The organism is Bradyrhizobium erythrophlei (assembly GCF_042430365.1).
GTDB lineage: Bacteria > Pseudomonadota > Alphaproteobacteria > Rhizobiales > Xanthobacteraceae > Bradyrhizobium > Bradyrhizobium erythrophlei.
This window is the reverse complement of record NZ_JBHMET010000145.1, coordinates 12028-26932: the sequence shown is the minus strand read 5'-3', so window position 1 is coordinate 26932 and position 14905 is coordinate 12028. Positions and strand designations below refer to the sequence as shown.

At 59.7% G+C, this 14905-nt stretch carries 9 protein-coding genes and 1 tRNA gene; 6 read left to right on the top strand and 4 right to left on the bottom strand.

Going from position 1 to position 14905, the window contains the following annotated elements; all coding sequences use genetic code 11:
- Nucleotides 1-48 precede the first annotated feature (48 nt).
- On the top strand, nucleotides 49-2082 hold the full coding sequence (locus ACFFWD_RS22905; protein WP_376968779.1) for a methyl-accepting chemotaxis protein: 2034 nt from the start codon (nucleotides 49-51) through the stop codon (nucleotides 2080-2082).
- 41 nt (nucleotides 2083-2123) lie between these two features.
- Here the strand turns inward: ACFFWD_RS22905 and ACFFWD_RS22900 are convergent, their stop codons facing one another.
- Nucleotides 2124-2399: a DUF3175 domain-containing protein gene (locus ACFFWD_RS22900; RefSeq protein WP_376968777.1), complete on the bottom strand. Its 276-nt coding sequence runs from the start codon at nucleotides 2397-2399 to the stop codon at nucleotides 2124-2126.
- 232 nt (nucleotides 2400-2631) lie between these two features.
- Here ACFFWD_RS22900 and ACFFWD_RS22895 point away from each other — a divergent pair, with 232 nt between their 5' ends.
- From ACFFWD_RS22895 to ACFFWD_RS22885, 3 genes are all read left to right on the top strand, one after another.
- A complete protein-coding gene (locus tag ACFFWD_RS22895) occupies nucleotides 2632-4071 on the top strand; it encodes an MFS transporter (protein ID WP_376968808.1) in 1440 nt (479 codons plus the stop codon).
- 6 nt (nucleotides 4072-4077) lie between these two features.
- Nucleotides 4078-4914: a trehalose-phosphatase gene (gene otsB, locus ACFFWD_RS22890; RefSeq protein WP_376968775.1), complete on the top strand. Its 837-nt coding sequence runs from the start codon at nucleotides 4078-4080 to the stop codon at nucleotides 4912-4914.
- Nucleotides 4915-5117: 203 nt separating this feature from the next.
- Nucleotides 5118-6569: a trehalose-6-phosphate synthase gene (locus ACFFWD_RS22885; protein WP_376968773.1), complete on the top strand. Its 1452-nt coding sequence runs from the start codon at nucleotides 5118-5120 to the stop codon at nucleotides 6567-6569.
- A 640-nt stretch (nucleotides 6570-7209) separates the two neighbouring features.
- Here the strand turns inward: ACFFWD_RS22885 and ACFFWD_RS22880 are convergent.
- Nucleotides 7210-7554, bottom strand: coding sequence for a hypothetical protein (locus tag ACFFWD_RS22880; protein ID WP_376968771.1), 345 nt, complete (start codon nucleotides 7552-7554; stop codon nucleotides 7210-7212).
- Nucleotides 7555-7750: 196 nt separating this feature from the next.
- Between ACFFWD_RS22880 and ACFFWD_RS22875 the strand changes: the two genes are divergently transcribed.
- Nucleotides 7751-7840 (top strand) — tRNA-Ser (locus ACFFWD_RS22875).
- A gap of 1190 nt (nucleotides 7841-9030) precedes the next feature.
- Here ACFFWD_RS22875 and ACFFWD_RS22870 read toward each other — a convergent pair.
- Nucleotides 9031-11547, bottom strand: a complete 2517-nt coding sequence (locus ACFFWD_RS22870) for an Hsp70 family protein (RefSeq protein ID WP_376968769.1) — start codon at nucleotides 11545-11547, stop codon at nucleotides 9031-9033.
- Between the two features lie 2 nt (nucleotides 11548-11549).
- On the opposite strand from ACFFWD_RS22870, the gene ACFFWD_RS22865 reads away from it, so the two are divergent.
- The gene (locus tag ACFFWD_RS22865) at nucleotides 11550-11759 is read left to right on the top strand and encodes a hypothetical protein (protein WP_376968767.1); all 210 of its coding nucleotides are present in this window, start codon (nucleotides 11550-11552) and stop codon (nucleotides 11757-11759) included.
- A 153-nt stretch (nucleotides 11760-11912) separates the two neighbouring features.
- Here ACFFWD_RS22865 and ACFFWD_RS22860 read toward each other — a convergent pair whose 3' ends face one another.
- On the bottom strand, nucleotides 11913-14855 hold the full coding sequence (locus ACFFWD_RS22860; protein ID WP_376968765.1) for a peptidoglycan-binding domain-containing protein: 2943 nt from the start codon (nucleotides 14853-14855) through the stop codon (nucleotides 11913-11915).
- Nucleotides 14856-14905 lie beyond the last annotated feature (50 nt).

The following is a 14905-nucleotide window of genomic DNA, read 5'->3' as shown; positions in this document are numbered from 1 at the left end:
GGCGCTGCCGGACCCCGCGTGGTTTTCAGAATGAAGACGGGGGTTGGAATGCCAGGGCTGAAGCGATCGTGGTCGATCAAACTCCCAACCCTCAGATTCCGCGCCAAGATCATGCTCGGCTTTGCCGTGACCCTGGCGATCTCGGCCGCCAGCATGGGCTTCGCCTATATGGGCTTCGAGCGGGTCTCTGCCGGGGTCGGGTCCTATCGCCAGAGCGTCACCGAAGCCGACCTTGCCCGCAACATCGATCGCGAACTGATTTCCTACCGCTCGCTGGCCCGCTATTTCGTGGCGACCGGCAAGGAGGAGGACGCCAAGGCGGCGCTCGCGGCCGAGGCCAGCCTGAAGGACGCCATTCTGGCGGCTATGAAGGGCACCACCAACCCCGCCCGGCTCGATCAGATCACCAAGCTGGAGCGCGAGTTCCGCGCCTTCACCAAGATCTTTGCCGAGATCGTCAAGCTCAAGGACGACAGCGCGATGATCGCGCAGAACAAGCTTGCCCGCAGCGCGACCTCGATGCGCTACAAGCTCGACGACCTCCCGAGCAATGCGGATGACTCGGAGCTGCAGTCGATCCAGTTCGGCGCCAAGAAGGTGGCCGACCAGCTCACGGCGGTCACCTCGGCCGCCAGTACCTTCCTCGTCAACGGCGACAAGTCGGTCGCCACCAGCGCGCTCGCGCGACTGAAGTTTGCCGAGAATCTGGTGAAGGCGATCTCCTCGAGCGAAGAACGCATCAAGCAGAGCGTCGTTGAGATCAGCAAGCTGCTCGACGAGTACCGCCAGGCACTTGCCAAGCTGGTCGAGAACGCCAAATCGATCGATGAGCTGACCGTCGAGATGACGGAGTCCGCGGCGGCCATCGGCCAGGGGTCGGCCGCGATGAAATCCGACCTGCTCGCCGACCAGAAGCGGTTCGAGAACGAATCCCATGCCACCATCGGCGAGACCGAGCGGCTGATCCTGATGCTCGCCGCCGGCGGCTTCGTGCTGGGCCTCGGCTGGGCGTTCCTGCTCGGCAAGGGCATTTCCCGGCCGATCGCGGCGATGTGCGGTGCGATGCGCGAGCTCGCCGCCGGCAATTTCGACGTCGTGCTGCCGGGTCTCGGCCGCCGCGACGAGCTCGGCGAGATGGCGGGCGCGGTCGAAGAGTTCAAGCTCCAGGCGATCGCCAAGGCCGAGCGCGATGCCGCAACCCAGGAGGCGCAGAACAAGGCCAGTGCCGCTGCGCGCCGCGCCGAGCTGATCCGCTTCGCCGATGAATTCGAATCCGCCGTCGGCTCGATCGTCTCCAACGTGTCGGCCTCCGCCGTGCAGCTCGAATCGGCGGCAGGCACGCTGACGCGGACCGCGGAGACCACGCAGAACCTCTCCAGCCAGGTTGCCGGCGCCTCCGAGGAAGCATCGAGCAACATGCAGTCGGTGGCCTCCGCCACCGAAGAGCTCTCCACGTCGGTCGACGAGATCGGTCGGCGCGTGAAGGAATCGAGCCAGATCGCGGATGCCGCAGTGCGCCAGGCCGAACAGACCGATGCCCGCATCGGCAAGCTGTCGCGTGCCGCGCAAGAGATCGGCGACGTCGTCAAGCTGATCACCGCGATCGCCGAACAGACCAATCTCCTGGCGCTGAACGCCACCATCGAGGCGGCGCGCGCCGGTGATGCCGGCCGCGGCTTCGCGGTGGTCGCCTCCGAGGTGAAGTCGCTGGCGAGCCAGACCGCGAAGGCGACCGACGAGATCTCCAACCATATCTCGGGCATGCAGGCCGCGACGCAGGAATCGGTCGCCGCGATCAAGGAGATCGGCGGCACCATCGGCCAGATTTCGATGATCGCCTCCACCATCGCGAGCTCGGTCGAGCAGCAGAGTTCGGCGACACAGGAGATCGCCCGCAGTGTGCAGAACGTCGCCGTCGGCACGCAGGAAGCCGCCACCAGCGTCACCGAGGTCAATCGCGGTGCGACCGAGACCGGCGCGGCGTCTGAAGAGGTGCTGCACTCCGCACGCACGCTATCGGTCGAGAGCACGCGGCTGCGCGAAGAGCTCGACCGCTTCATGGCCAACATCCGCGCGGCGTAAGCCGACCGGAGGTCGTCCCGGCCTGCGCCGGGACGACGCAGCTAATCCCGCCCGAACTGGTGCCTCAACTCCACCTTCGCGCGCTCCAGCCGCGCGCGTTCGGCTCTCGGCAAATTCTTGCCGGCGCGGTTGATGTAGAAGGTCAGCATCGACAGCGCTGAGCGATAGGCGCCGCTCTTGCGGCGCGCGCTGTGCTCGGCGGATCGCTTCAGCGATGCCGCGATTTTCTTTGCACTTGTCAGCTTGAAGACGCCGCGCTCGAGGTCGAGCGCATCGCTCTCCCTTGTCACCCGTTGTGACCATCGCTTCGGCGTCATCTTGCGGGCTCCCAGGTTTCGCTCGAGAACAACTTGCGGCAAGCCCGGTTCCTATTCTGCAATACGGGAACCCTCGCGCGGTACCGGCGTTACCCTGAGGTGGCGGGCATTCCGTTTGCCGCAATCCTGGGCGTGAGAACCTTGGGGCGCTTCGTTCCGGGGTTTTTGCCATTGGTCTGTTCCGATGAACCCACAGCCGAAGCAGCGCAGCTCCGCGCCCGACGACGCAACAATGCCGGTCGCGCAGCATGATGATCGCATTATCGAGACCTCGATCCCGCTGCGTCTCGACAGTCTCCACTGGAGCGGTTTTCACACCCGTGTGGTGCTGGCGCTTGGCATCACCTGGATCCTCGATGGTCTCGAGGTCACACTTGCGGGCGCGCTGTCGGGGGCGCTGAAGGAGAGCCCGGCGATGAAGTTCTCCAACTTCGACGTCGGCCTTGCCAACAGCGCCTATCTTGCCGGTGCCGTGCTGGGCGCGCTCGGGTTCGGCTGGCTCACCGACCGGATCGGACGCAAGAAGCTGTTCTTCATCACGCTCGCGGTCTATCTCACCGCCACCGCAGCGACCGCGCTGTCGTGGAATGTCGCAAGCTACGCGCTGTTCCGCTTCCTGACCGGCGCGGGCATCGGTGGCGAGTACACCGCGATCAATTCGACGATCCAGGAACTGGTGCCGGCGCGCTATCGCGGCTGGACCGATCTCGTCATCAACGGCAGTTTCTGGATTGGAGCTGCGATCGGTGCCGCAAGTGCGATTATTCTGCTCGATCCGGCGGTGCTGGCACCGGATCACGGTTGGCGGCTTGCCTATCTCACCGGCGCCATGCTTGGCCTTGTGGTGTTCGTGATGCGAATGTGGATTCCGGAGAGCCCGCGCTGGCTGATGATCCATGGCCGTCCGGACGAGGCGCACCGGATCGTCGCCGAGATCGAGAGTTCCGTCGTCGGGCGCGAGCAGGCGGGCGACGACTTCCCGAAGATCAGGCTCAGGATGCGCGACCACACGCCGCTGCGCGAGGTCGCGACCACGCTGTTCTCGACCTATCGGCAGCGTTCGCTGGTCGGGCTCGTGCTGATGGCTGCGCAGGCGTTTTTCTACAACGCGATCTTCTTCACCTTCGCCTTGGTGCTGACCGATTTCTTCGGCATTCCCGCCAATGATGTCGGTTGGTACATCCTGCCCTTTGCGGCCGGCAACTTTCTCGGGCCGCTGTTGCTCGGCCGTCTGTTCGATACGCTCGGCCGCCGCACCATGATCGCGACGACCTATGGCGTGTCGGGCGTGCTGCTGGCGTTGTCCGGCTACCTGTTCTCGATCGGCGTGCTCAGCGCGCAGACCCAGACGATCGCCTGGATGGTGATCTTCTTCTTTGCCTCGCCGGCGGCGAGCGCCGCCTATCTCACCGTCAGCGAGACCTTTCCGCTGGAGGTGCGGGCGCTTGCGATCGCCGCGTTCTATGCCATCGGCACCGGCATCGGCGGCGTGGTCGGGCCCGCCCTGTTCGGCGCGCTGATCGATACCGGTTCGCGCAACAGCGTTTTCGTCGGCTACCTGTTGGGGTCGGGGCTCATGATCGCGGCCGCCTGGGTCGCGTGGCGTTACGCCGTCGCGGCGGAGCGAAAATCGCTCGAAACGGTCGCGCGGCCGCTGGCATTTCTGGAGTAGACTAGGATGAAGCATAACGTGGCTGAAATGACTGACGAGGTTGACACCGCACCCGACGACGATGCGGCGCCGGAAAGCGTGCCGGTGCCGGCATCGCTGGTGCCGCATTTGAGCCAGACCGCCGTCCTGCTCGACATCGACGGCACGTTGCTCGACTTTGCGCCGACGCCGCGCGAGGTCTGGGTGCCGCCGGGACTTGCGAAGACACTCAAGCGGCTGCACGCGCGCACCAACGGCGCGCTGGCGCTGGTCAGCGGCCGTTCACTCAACGACATCGACCTGATCTTTGCGCCGGACATATTCCCCGCCGTCGGCGGCCACGGCGCCGAGATGCGGCTTGAGGCCGACAGCGAGGCGGTGGCCGCGCATGCCCCGCCGCTGGACAAGGAATTGAAGCGGCGCCTCGCCGCGATCGCCAGGCTCAGCCCGGGAATCCTGCTCGAGGACAAGGGCTATTCGCTGGCGCTGCACTATCGGCTCGCACCGCACGCCGAGAAGGCGATCTTTGAAGCGGTGTCGCTGATCCGCGCCGATCTGCCCAATGCCCCGATCGAGGTGCTGCCGGGCAAGTGCGTCTGCGAGATCAAGAATGCCGGCTTCACCAAGGCGAGCGGCGTGCTCGAGCTGATGACGCGTGAACCGTTCAAGGGTCGGCGTCCGTTCTTCATCGGCGATGACGTCACCGATGAATCCGTGTTCGCGATCATGCCCGATCTCAATGGTCTGTCCTTTTCCGTCGGCCGCCGCGCCACCGGCGTAGCCGCGCATTTCGATGCGCCGAGCGATGTGCGCGAATTCCTTGCGCATCTGCTCGACGACGAAAGGCACGCAAGCCTGTCCTAATCAAATCGTCGCGTTTTTCGCACCGCATTGAATGCGGTGCTTTTGCGTCTCGACTCGCGCCTCGCGCGGATTTTTCTTTTTGCGAGTTCCCGCGAGTTCCGTGCCTCTTCGCCAGAATTTGGTTTCATTTCGAAGATTCCTTGACCAGGAACCATCTTGATGAACGGCTGTTAATACGCGAATGACCAACAGGAGGGGACCTGGTGAACCTCGTCGTCGTATCCAACCGCGTGGCGCGCGGAAAACCCAACGAACCCATGACGGGAGGGCTTGCAGCGGCACTGTTGCCGGTAGTTGAAAAGACAGGGGCGATCTGGGTTGGTTCCAGCGGAAGGGTCCGCGACGGGAACCAGAAGGAACCATTTGCAGAGGTCGAAGCTCTCGGCGCCGGCGCGCTGGCGATGCTCGACCTGCCGGCCGCGCATTACGGCGGCTACTACGAAGGCTTCGCCAATTCCGCGCTGTGGCCGGCGCTGCATTCGCGCGCCGATCTGATCCGTGCGTCGCAGGAGGACTATGCGAGCTATCGCGAGGTGAACGCCTTCATGGCGCGCGCACTGCTGCGCTTCCGCAAGCCCGACTCCGTGTTCTGGATCCAGGACTATCACTTCCTCGCCCTCGGCGCCGAGCTGCGCGAGCTTGGCGTGACGCAGCCGACCGGCTTCTTCCTGCACACGCCGTGGCCCGCACGCGCGGTGATCTCGGGCGTGCCGCATCATCGTGCGCTGATCGAGGCGATGCTGGCCTATGACCTGATCGGCTTCCAGACCGAGGAGGATTGCGAGAACTTCCTGAGCTACGTGCAGTCGGATCTCGACCTCGCCGTTCACGACGGCATCGTCACCTCGGCGTTCGGCCGCACCCGCGCTGCCGTATTCCCGATCGGCATCGATCCGCAAAAATTCGCGCAGCAATCGGCCAAGGCGATGACGCATCCCGACGTGACGCGGCTGCGGCGCAGCCTCAACGGCGAGAAGCTTGCGATCGGCGTCGACCGGCTCGACTATTCCAAGGGCCTCGTCAATCGCATCAAGGCGTTCGACAAGATGTGGACGCTGCATCCGGCGCTGAAACGTTCGGCGTCGCTGCTGCAGATCGCTACTCCCTCGCGCGGCGCGATCGAGGCCTATGGCAACCTGCAGAGCGAGATCGCCAGGCTCGTCACCGACGTCAACGGCGTGCATGGCGAGGTCGACTGGACGCCGATCCGCTATCTCAACAAGGGGTTTGGCCAGGGCGTGCTCTCGGGCCTCTACCGCACCGCGCAGGTCGGCGTGGTGACGCCGCTGCAGGACGGCATGAACCTCGTCGCCAAGGAATATGTCGCCGCCCAGAATCCGGCCGATCCCGGCGTGCTGGTGCTGTCGAAATTCGCCGGCGCCGCCAACGAGCTCGACGCGGCGCTGCTGGTCAATCCGCATGACATCGACGGCATGGCGCGCACCATCGCGGCCGCGCTTGCGATGCCGCTTACCGAACGGCAGATGCGCTGGGAAGCGATGATGGCGAAGCTCAATACCCACACCATCCAGCAATGGTTCGCCGACTTCATCGAGGCGCTGCAGGAGACGCAGAACCCCGCGAGCGCGCTGGTGCCGGAGCCGCCATCCCTGTGGCCGCGCCGCGCCGCGGATTATGCCGCGCGATTTCACTAGCCTACAGCTGTCGTCCCGGCCTTCGCCGGGACGACGCTGAGGAGATTTCCGATTCAATTGTCAAACAGAAGATATGCGCTCGCATTCTCGCGGCGCGTTTCGCCCGAGGTTTGCGTCTCGTGTCACCCTCATCGAGAACAGAGGGCGCAGGGAAAGCCGGGTGCCGATTGCACCCATGGGCCCTGTGCAACAAAAAGCACAGGCGCCGATCGCACCCATGGGTCCCGTGCAACAAAAAGCACGGGGGTAGGACCACAGGTGTAACCGGAATCCCGGCTTTCCCTGCGCGATGGTTTTACGGTTTCCTTCGTGCTCTCCCCGGCGAGACCTGGCTTGTTTGCCACCGTCTTCGCAGGACGTTTCGCGTCTTGCGAGGAGACACCAACCACTGGGGCGTCAGGACCACACGACTTCACCGTCCGCGTCACGCGCACTCGTCAGTTGCGCGCTTAGCGTCCACCGCATCTCACACCACGTTCGTGACGATCGCGAGCCGCCCCTCGTGTCGGGTGAGACGGGCGGATTCGTGCCACTGATTTGGGTCGGGACGGAAGCGGAATATTTTCTCAAGGCGACCTTGCGCCGTCGGGCAAATCAGTGCTAGCGGCCATGATGTCGCGAGCGGTCAGCCTGCGCGCCCTCAGTAACAATACGCCACTCCATCGAGCACCGGGCAGCGCGCGCGACGCGGGTCGCTCGGGTTCTCCATCGGCACCATGCCCTTGCCGTTGCCTTTGCCGACGAACACGCCTTGCCCGACGACGACGGACGATTTGTTGCCGATCACCACGCTTGGATGCGGTGAGGTCAGGTTCGATCGCGTGCCGTCGCTCCAGATGATCGCGTCGCCCGACAGCAAGCCGCGCCGGCCGTCGTCGCAGCTCACATCGACGCCCGCCTTGGTGCAGGATTGCGCCAGCGCCGGGCCCGCGGCGCAGGCCGCGCCGAGCGCGAGTGAAACGATGAGCGTCGTGGTGGTAGTCATGTCGTGCCCCTCGCTGATTTGCCCTGGTCGATGATCAATCGTCGGCCAAAGCCCGTCGCCGGTTCAAGCAGAGGCCCCGGACGGGGCTCGAGCAAGACATAATTATCCAATGATTTCAATCTATTGGGGAAATTTCGGTCTTGGCCTCAGCCCTCCCTTGCAAAATCCGCCTCATCCCTTCAAGAGAGGGCCTCCCGGAGAGATGGCCGAGTGGCTTAAGGCGCACGCTTGGAAAGCGTGTGTGCGGGAAACCGTACCGTGGGTTCGAATCCCACTCTCTCCGCCACTTTGCCCCGAAATTTCGTACCTCGAAACGGAGATAGGCCCGAAAACTCGGCCGTTTTCGTACATTTTTTCGCCCTGGAGAATGCCGGCCGTACTAAAAATGAGCCGGAATTGGGGCTGGAGAAGGCGTTTTTCTCCGAATCCTAGAACGCCGAAAATTGGTACGGTACGGCATTTCGGCGAAAAACAAGGCCCTCATGGGGGCCGGTTTTGAATCTCTCTCGCTCATCCAAAATAGGAAATTGCGGGTGCGACCCCGCGTGCGCGGTCACTATCGCGACTGCATGGTCGCTCCGGACGGACTGGACTCAGCTCGGGCTCGAGGAATTGGCTCCGCGACGGTCGTGAATTGCCGCTGGTCGAACCGACGTGGGCCGAAGCGCAAAGATCAAGCGGAATCACTTTTCCTAATCAACGAGCGTTGACTACTGTTAGTGAGATGGGAGCGTTCGCCAACGGGCAGAACGTGAGTCAAAAATCGACTCATTAGCCGCATGACATCGTGAAGAACAACATAACGAGGGATACGCGGGAGGCGCATGAAGGGAGAACCGCGTAGCAAGTGAACCAATCTACACGGCTTGGCCCCACCATAAGGGGGATAGCTGCAAGCCGCCGGCACGAGATCACGCCTCGAATGTGGGACCCCTAAAGGAATATCTACGGGGAAGGGCCTCACGGCTTCCGCTAGAATTTGACGGCTCGTTAGTGTCACGTTTCTGCTGATCGAGGCGCGACAAAAGCCATGTCGTCAGGATCTGCCGCAGTCAGGTCCGTCAGAGTGACGGCCCTTCGAATTGCGCTGGAGCAAGCTAGACCGGCTGTCGAGAATCGTCCCCGTTCACTTCCCGACATCTCCACGAGAATTGCTGTCTATTATCTTCGGCCAATCGGGCATCTTTGGACATCTGTTCGTGCTGCATACGAATCGGACCGCCAGCTCTTCCGCGATGAGACTCTCTCCAATATTGCGCCCGTTGCGGAATAAGATGGCACACTTGCGACCGTAATTGCATTTGCCGTGAGCAATCTTCCACTTTGAGCAGGCGCACGGTATTGGCTGAAGATCGAGGGCGCCGTCACGTATCAGCTCTTCAAATCGTTCTTTCGCGATCGTAGCCAATGCGACATGGTCAGACAATGTCGAAGACGCAACATTGCGATAACCTTCAGGGTCGAGCGAAGCACGGTCTAATCTCGCGTTATTCCCGAAAGAATCCCTCCTCTGCCAACTTCCGACGATTGCACCAGGTTGTCAGATAGTCTGAATGTAATCTCTCTCAGAGTATCAGGATCGTTGTTCTGAATCGCTGCGGTCCCTCGCCGAACAAGGTCATCGTGAAGCTGCTTGTCTATAGCCGAAGCGCGATCTTCAGCGAGGGACTCAAACCGAGCAACCCAAAAGTCAGGTAGTTTAGCAAGCGAGCTGAAGACAATACTCCGAATCTCATCGAGGGAGCGTTGAGCGTCGAGGACTGAGTGAGGTCCAGATCTAGTGAGCGCCTCTCGTGCCGAAGCCGCGAGCCGCTGAACTTGTGTATTGACGCGCTCTTCGAGAACAGATGAGACGCTGAGTGCGAACCCCTCCACGAATTGATCAACTTCTGCCCGAACGCTATTGCGAACAAACTCTGGTCGATTCTTAATTCTCGCCACTTCCTGTCGAACCAGCCGGGCATCTTCGGAGACTGATCTGCGAGTATCAGCATCGGCAGCCAGCTCTAGCGTTCCGCGTAGCTTCCCCACCCTTGATCGCAAGCTCCCAGCAAGCTCCGAAACATCGGTCCCAAGCGCCCGCTCCAGGCCCTCCACATCCGCTCGGGCCTTTGCTAGGGATTCTGTTGCTAATCGTTGCCCTTCCGAACCATCGTAACTTCGATGTCCCTCCGCTGAAACGTACATTTTCCCCGTCTCGTACGTCTGGCTAATCCTCGGAAACTCAAGCTTGCAGTTGAATAGGCCGTTTTCGTCGATCGACCAATGAATAATCACTGGATCGCCTCGTCGGATGATGTCGCCAGTGGCCAAATCAGACGCATCAATACGAATCCCGCCTACCGCCAGGTTCAATGACGGATCGGTCACGTCGTCCGCTTGCTCATATACTTCGAAGTCGAGGTATCCCTCGCCTCCCGATCGCAGGTCTCGTGACGCCCGGAATTGCTCTGCGCCCCGCTTGGGCAGAATAGTCCCACGTTTAACTAGCGTGTGAAGTGTGTTCTGATCCGCCCCACCCGTACTCTCCAGGACTTTCACCGCCAGATTATGTGTCATAGGCATTCCCGCCGCACTTGCGTCGGTCCGAAAAACTAGAATGTCAGTGCGTGCGCTAGCTCCGCTGGCGTCTGTGATTTCCGCGATGAAGCGGTTCTCACCGCGATGGGCCAATGGAACATCTCGAATCTCGGTGACACTCTTTAAATCATACTGTCCTGAGACCCATCCGCCTTCACTCTTTAGCTGCAAACGCGAGCCGAAAGCCTGTCTCGGATTGTCAACGCGAACGCGAAGGCGAAAAGCGGAAGATGAAACACGAGCGGGATAGTCGAAACGTACGTCGCTCGTTTGCGCGGTAGCGCGGCCCCCCTTTGCACCAGCACCGTCACTTGTCCATTCTCGGCTCTCTGCAAAAATGGCTGCTCCAAAGGCAACTGAGGTCATGGGGTCAGTATCAAGATCGACCCGAAGTCCGAGCTGCGAGGCGATCCTCTCGCGGACAATCGGCATGCGGCTTGGGCCGCCGATAAGGACGATGCGATCGATATCATCGACGCTGTAACCTGCATCCTTAATTAGGGATCGGCACAACTCGATTGAGCGATCAATTTCGTCGACCACGATTGCTTCAAGTTGGCTTCGATCGATTTCGACATCGAGATAGATGTCAGCTCCATTGCGATCTCGTGCGCCAATCTGACTTTCATCAGCGAAGATTCGGTCATGCGTCTGGGTTGAAAGCGCAATCTTCGACATCTCGGCGCGATAGTGTGCGACCCGGATAAGACGCTGATACTTTTCATCGCGCTGAAAGTCGTCGGCCAAAGCGAAATTTGTAAGTAGCCAAGGCCGCACTATGGAGTTTACGATAGCCCTATCGAAGTCTCGGCCGCCGAGCATGTTGATACCGGCATGCGCGATGACGGTAGCGGACCCTGATATTGTTTGGACGATGGCAGCATCGAAGGTTCCTCCACCAAGGTCATACACTAAGAATTGCCCATTCTTGTTAGAAGAACGGGCGATTGAAGCCATAGCGGCGGCAATGGGTTCCTGTAGCAAAGCTACTTGGGTTAAGCCCGCAGCAGCGGCCGCACGCATGGTCGCTTCGGACTGCATTTGGTTGAAAGCGGCGGGGATGGTAACAACGGCGCCCTCAATACTGAAGTCACCGGCGTTCATCCGAGCCTGAGCCAATAGGGTCTTTATGACCTCACAACTAGCTTCCTCGGCTGTCATCGTGGTGCCGTTCGCGAAGCGAATGGGACTCGACGTTCCCATTAAGCGCTTAAAGCCTTGCGCTACGCTCTCGGGTGAAAAGGCTGCCTGGTCATAGGCTCGTTTGCCAACCAACATTCCGCCCCGACGATCCAACATGATCGCGCTCGGAAGCACATCTGTGCCTTCGGGGGTTTTGAAATGACGAAGTTCGCCGCCACTATTTCCAACGATGGCTGAGTTCGACGTACCTAGATCAATACCTAAATACATTATTGCTGATCCTTCTCTACGAGAAAAACCTTGCCCGTGAGCACGACTTGGTCATTCACAAGAATCGTGGGTTCAAGAGTGCGCTCTATGATGCACGTCGTTTCGGAACTCACGTCCTCAGCGTTTACCGCAGTGACGGGCAGATTGATTTCAAATTCAGCGCCATCGAATGTGGCGATCCTGATCCCCGCTCGGTCGAGGATCGTGTCTAACCTTCCGTTAGAATATCGAGCTTGCGCACAGAGGCGATTGTGATGCGCGTCCGGAGTCAGCGCTATGCTTCGTTCAAATGCTCGCACCAACTTCCAATACTCTGACGCTAGTTCGACGAGATCATTTTCGCGGAGTGGCATAATGAGATCCTCTCAGCTTGGGCAACGCAAATATTTGGTCGTGCCATTAGGGCTTGACCACGTCAGGGCATCGTTCGAACGAGTGAGACTGATGGTCGTTTTTCTGGTTTCGCCGGACACTGTGCAGACCGCCGCAACCTTCCAGGTGACGCCGGACCCTGTGAAAGATTGGAAATCACATCGTGCCCCGTCCGTTTCGGCGCCCTTTGTCGTCATTGTCACTATGAGCGCATCCGAGCCCCCAGTTGCGCCCTGACACGCCCGAGGATCGGTGGTCCAGGCGCCTGCAACGACGGCCGAAAAAGCAGCCTCTATATCGGCAGGCGTACTCGGGGCGGTGGCCGCCATGAGTCGTTGCTCGGTGTCGATATCCCACACGTCATTCGCTTCGAGACCATTTCTCATCTTGAATTCCCTTAGAGCGCCTCTCGACGCGGCGCTCCAGAGGTTGTTATTGCTCGCGCGGTAGTACCCCAACTCGCGCAGTTTGTTATGTATACGCGCGGCGTCGTTGCGGTTAAGCGGATTGACGGTCGCGCCCCCACGCGGAGCATAGTAGGATTCTTGTATTGGCTCGGCGGGTGTCGTGGGTTTGCCTCCTGGCATCGCACGGATAGCGGCGGTCGAACTTAATCTTCCGGCCGTGGGAACATCGTAGATGTCGTCAGTCGGCAGACCGTTGGCCATTTTGAAGGCTCTTAATGCACTGCGCGATTGGGGTCCCCATACTCCATTCACCGGTCCTCGAAAGAATCCCAGTTCTAGAAGACGTTTTTGAACCGCGTTCGCTATGTCGAGGTCGAGTAAGTCTGTTGCTACGTCGTCTAGCGGGGATGTCGCCGGCCTAGAAGCGGGCACTCCAAGGATTTCTCGAGGCTGCTGCGTTGTTGGTGCGGTCGGTGTGACAGTCTTCGCATCGAACGGTGAGGAGTCCTGTCCAAGAACATTTGAAGGCGTTGGGCGCGAGCGCCAAGCAGCCGATATTCTGCTACCCTCTTGGATTAGCGTCGCTGCCCTACCTCTCACTTCCTCCTCAACGATACGTAGGTCGCTTTCGTAGTATCGAAAGTTGGAACAACGCGCGTTGTAATCATCGGCTAGCTTATTGAATTCTTCCGTCTCAAAGGAATTGCGTAGATCTCCTTCAATGCTCTTTAGTCTGGCCTTTTGGAATCGGCAGTATCGGATGTTCGATCTGGTGAGGAGACTGCCCGACCCAATCGGAGGCTTCACTTCTGACAGATCAGTCTGTTCCGCAGGGGAGGGCGGTATCCTAGTAGGAGCCGGAAAAGTATCGCTGCTGGGGCGCGGGGCCTGATAGGGCGGTAAGGGCGCTTCAACTGGGCGTGTTGGCGGGACCGGGCGTTGGCTAGAGGGCCCGGAATTATTTGACAGATTCGCGCCAATAAAAACGACGGCTATCAAGCCGAAGAAGCCCCACTTCGCAAACCGGACATTTCGTTGGCTTTGTAGCTTGCTTCTGAGCTGGCTATACAGAGCGCGATCTTCAGGCGGCAAATCGGTTTGAAGAACCTCATCTAAGCCCCGCAGCGCAGCCGAAGTATTTCCGCCTTCTACGAGCTTCAATACTCGCTTCTCGTTCGCATTTTTGGTGACGGCGCGAAGGTCGTCGCGAAGTTTTTCAATGAGGTCCGTTGAGGGGATGATGTCGCGGGACAAACGAAGAAGCTGCTCAATGATTGCCTTCGCAGCTACTGGAGAGTTTTCCTCATTGTTTAGAGCGATCGCGAGGCCGCGTACCAATATCCAGGGTAGATCGGCGAAATTCGAATCCTTTAGTTCCGCTAACGTGGCCAGAAACAGATTCCAAATGTCGTGAGCCGCTCCTTTTGCAGAGGGGCCGAAGCCGCCGTTCTCAAGGTCGGCGGCAATGGTCCATTTCGATACGCCGTCTATAAATTTCTTGAGCGGCGCAATTTTTCCTTCGGTGATTCTCTCCTTCAATAACTGAGCATCTTCGGCCAGCTGCTCGGACGCTCTAGGAAGCGATCTAAATATTTCAGAGGCCACCTCGGAGATTGCGAGCGCTGAAGCAAAATCGCTATGCTCGTTTGCGCGATCAATGCAGAGGTTTCGAATCGTGAAATAAAGTTGGCGAGAACGTGTTTCATCCCGTCCCTTTTGAGCCTCTGAGTCAATCAAAGGCTGCGCCAAATTGAGCCATCGTCGAAGATGGTCCAACAGCTCGCCGATATCTCCGGTCGTTGCTTGCCTTGTCTTTAATTGCTCAGCAAGTGCGGTGATATGTTCTTCAAGCTCGCCCAGTTCCGACGAGGCAAACTGAGCATATGCTCGCAACAATCTGTCTAATGCTTGCAGCCGGTCTTCGTCAGATACGGCTAGAATTCGCTTCGTGCACTCACGGAGAGGGGCGGCCGCGCTGTCGGCATTCTTGAGGCCGGCTAGCATGGCTTTGACGTGTTGCTCGTATAGTATACTGAGTGCCTCCTCGACTGCCTCCAATGAGGGGCTCACAATGCCGGCTTGACGCCGCACAGACTGAATCTTTGCTAAGAGGTCGGGTGAAGAGATTTGGGCGTGCGCATCCAAGATCGAAAAAAGTACGTCACTTGATGCTGACGTGCGAGCGGAAACTTCAGCGAGAAAATTCGATCTTGAAAGCGGAGCCGTTCTTTCAGCTTCTTTCAGAATTGCTGAAGGTGCCGAGTCATTCAGAGCGGCTACAAGACGAGCGACGTGACTTGGCGGGCTATCAAAAAGATACGAGAGTTCCGCGCCGGTACGCTGACGGGGATTAATGAGGGCCTCGCGAGCTGCCACAATATCGTCTTCGGGCACTTCGCCGTCGGCTAATGCGTCTTCGACCGCTTCAAAAATTCGGTCTAACGGCGTGGTCGGGTCAACTCTAAGAACGAAAAACGGATTTCTAAGCAGCTGAAACGGCCGTACTGCTCCATTTGAAATGTTAGACATGCTCCGAGCCCCCGACCGTCAAGGTATGCAACCGGAAGGCGTTTTTAAAG

Excerpts from the sequence above, each read along its gene's own strand:
- ACFFWD_RS22905 (WP_376968779.1), top strand. The coding sequence starts at position 49 with ATGCCAGGGCTGAAGCGATCGTGGTCGATCAAACTCCCAACCCTCAGA.
- ACFFWD_RS22900 (WP_376968777.1), bottom strand. The coding sequence starts at position 2,399 with ATGACGCCGAAGCGATGGTCACAACGGGTGACAAGGGAGAGCGATGCG.
- ACFFWD_RS22895 (WP_376968808.1), top strand. The coding sequence starts at position 2,632 with ATGCCGGTCGCGCAGCATGATGATCGCATTATCGAGACCTCGATCCCG.
- otsB (WP_376968775.1), top strand. The coding sequence starts at position 4,078 with ATGAAGCATAACGTGGCTGAAATGACTGACGAGGTTGACACCGCACCC.
- ACFFWD_RS22880 (WP_376968771.1), bottom strand. The coding sequence starts at position 7,554 with ATGACTACCACCACGACGCTCATCGTTTCACTCGCGCTCGGCGCGGCC.
- ACFFWD_RS22870 (WP_376968769.1), bottom strand. The coding sequence starts at position 11,547 with ATGTATTTAGGTATTGATCTAGGTACGTCGAACTCAGCCATCGTTGGA.
- ACFFWD_RS22860 (WP_376968765.1), bottom strand. The coding sequence starts at position 14,855 with ATGTCTAACATTTCAAATGGAGCAGTACGGCCGTTTCAGCTGCTTAGA.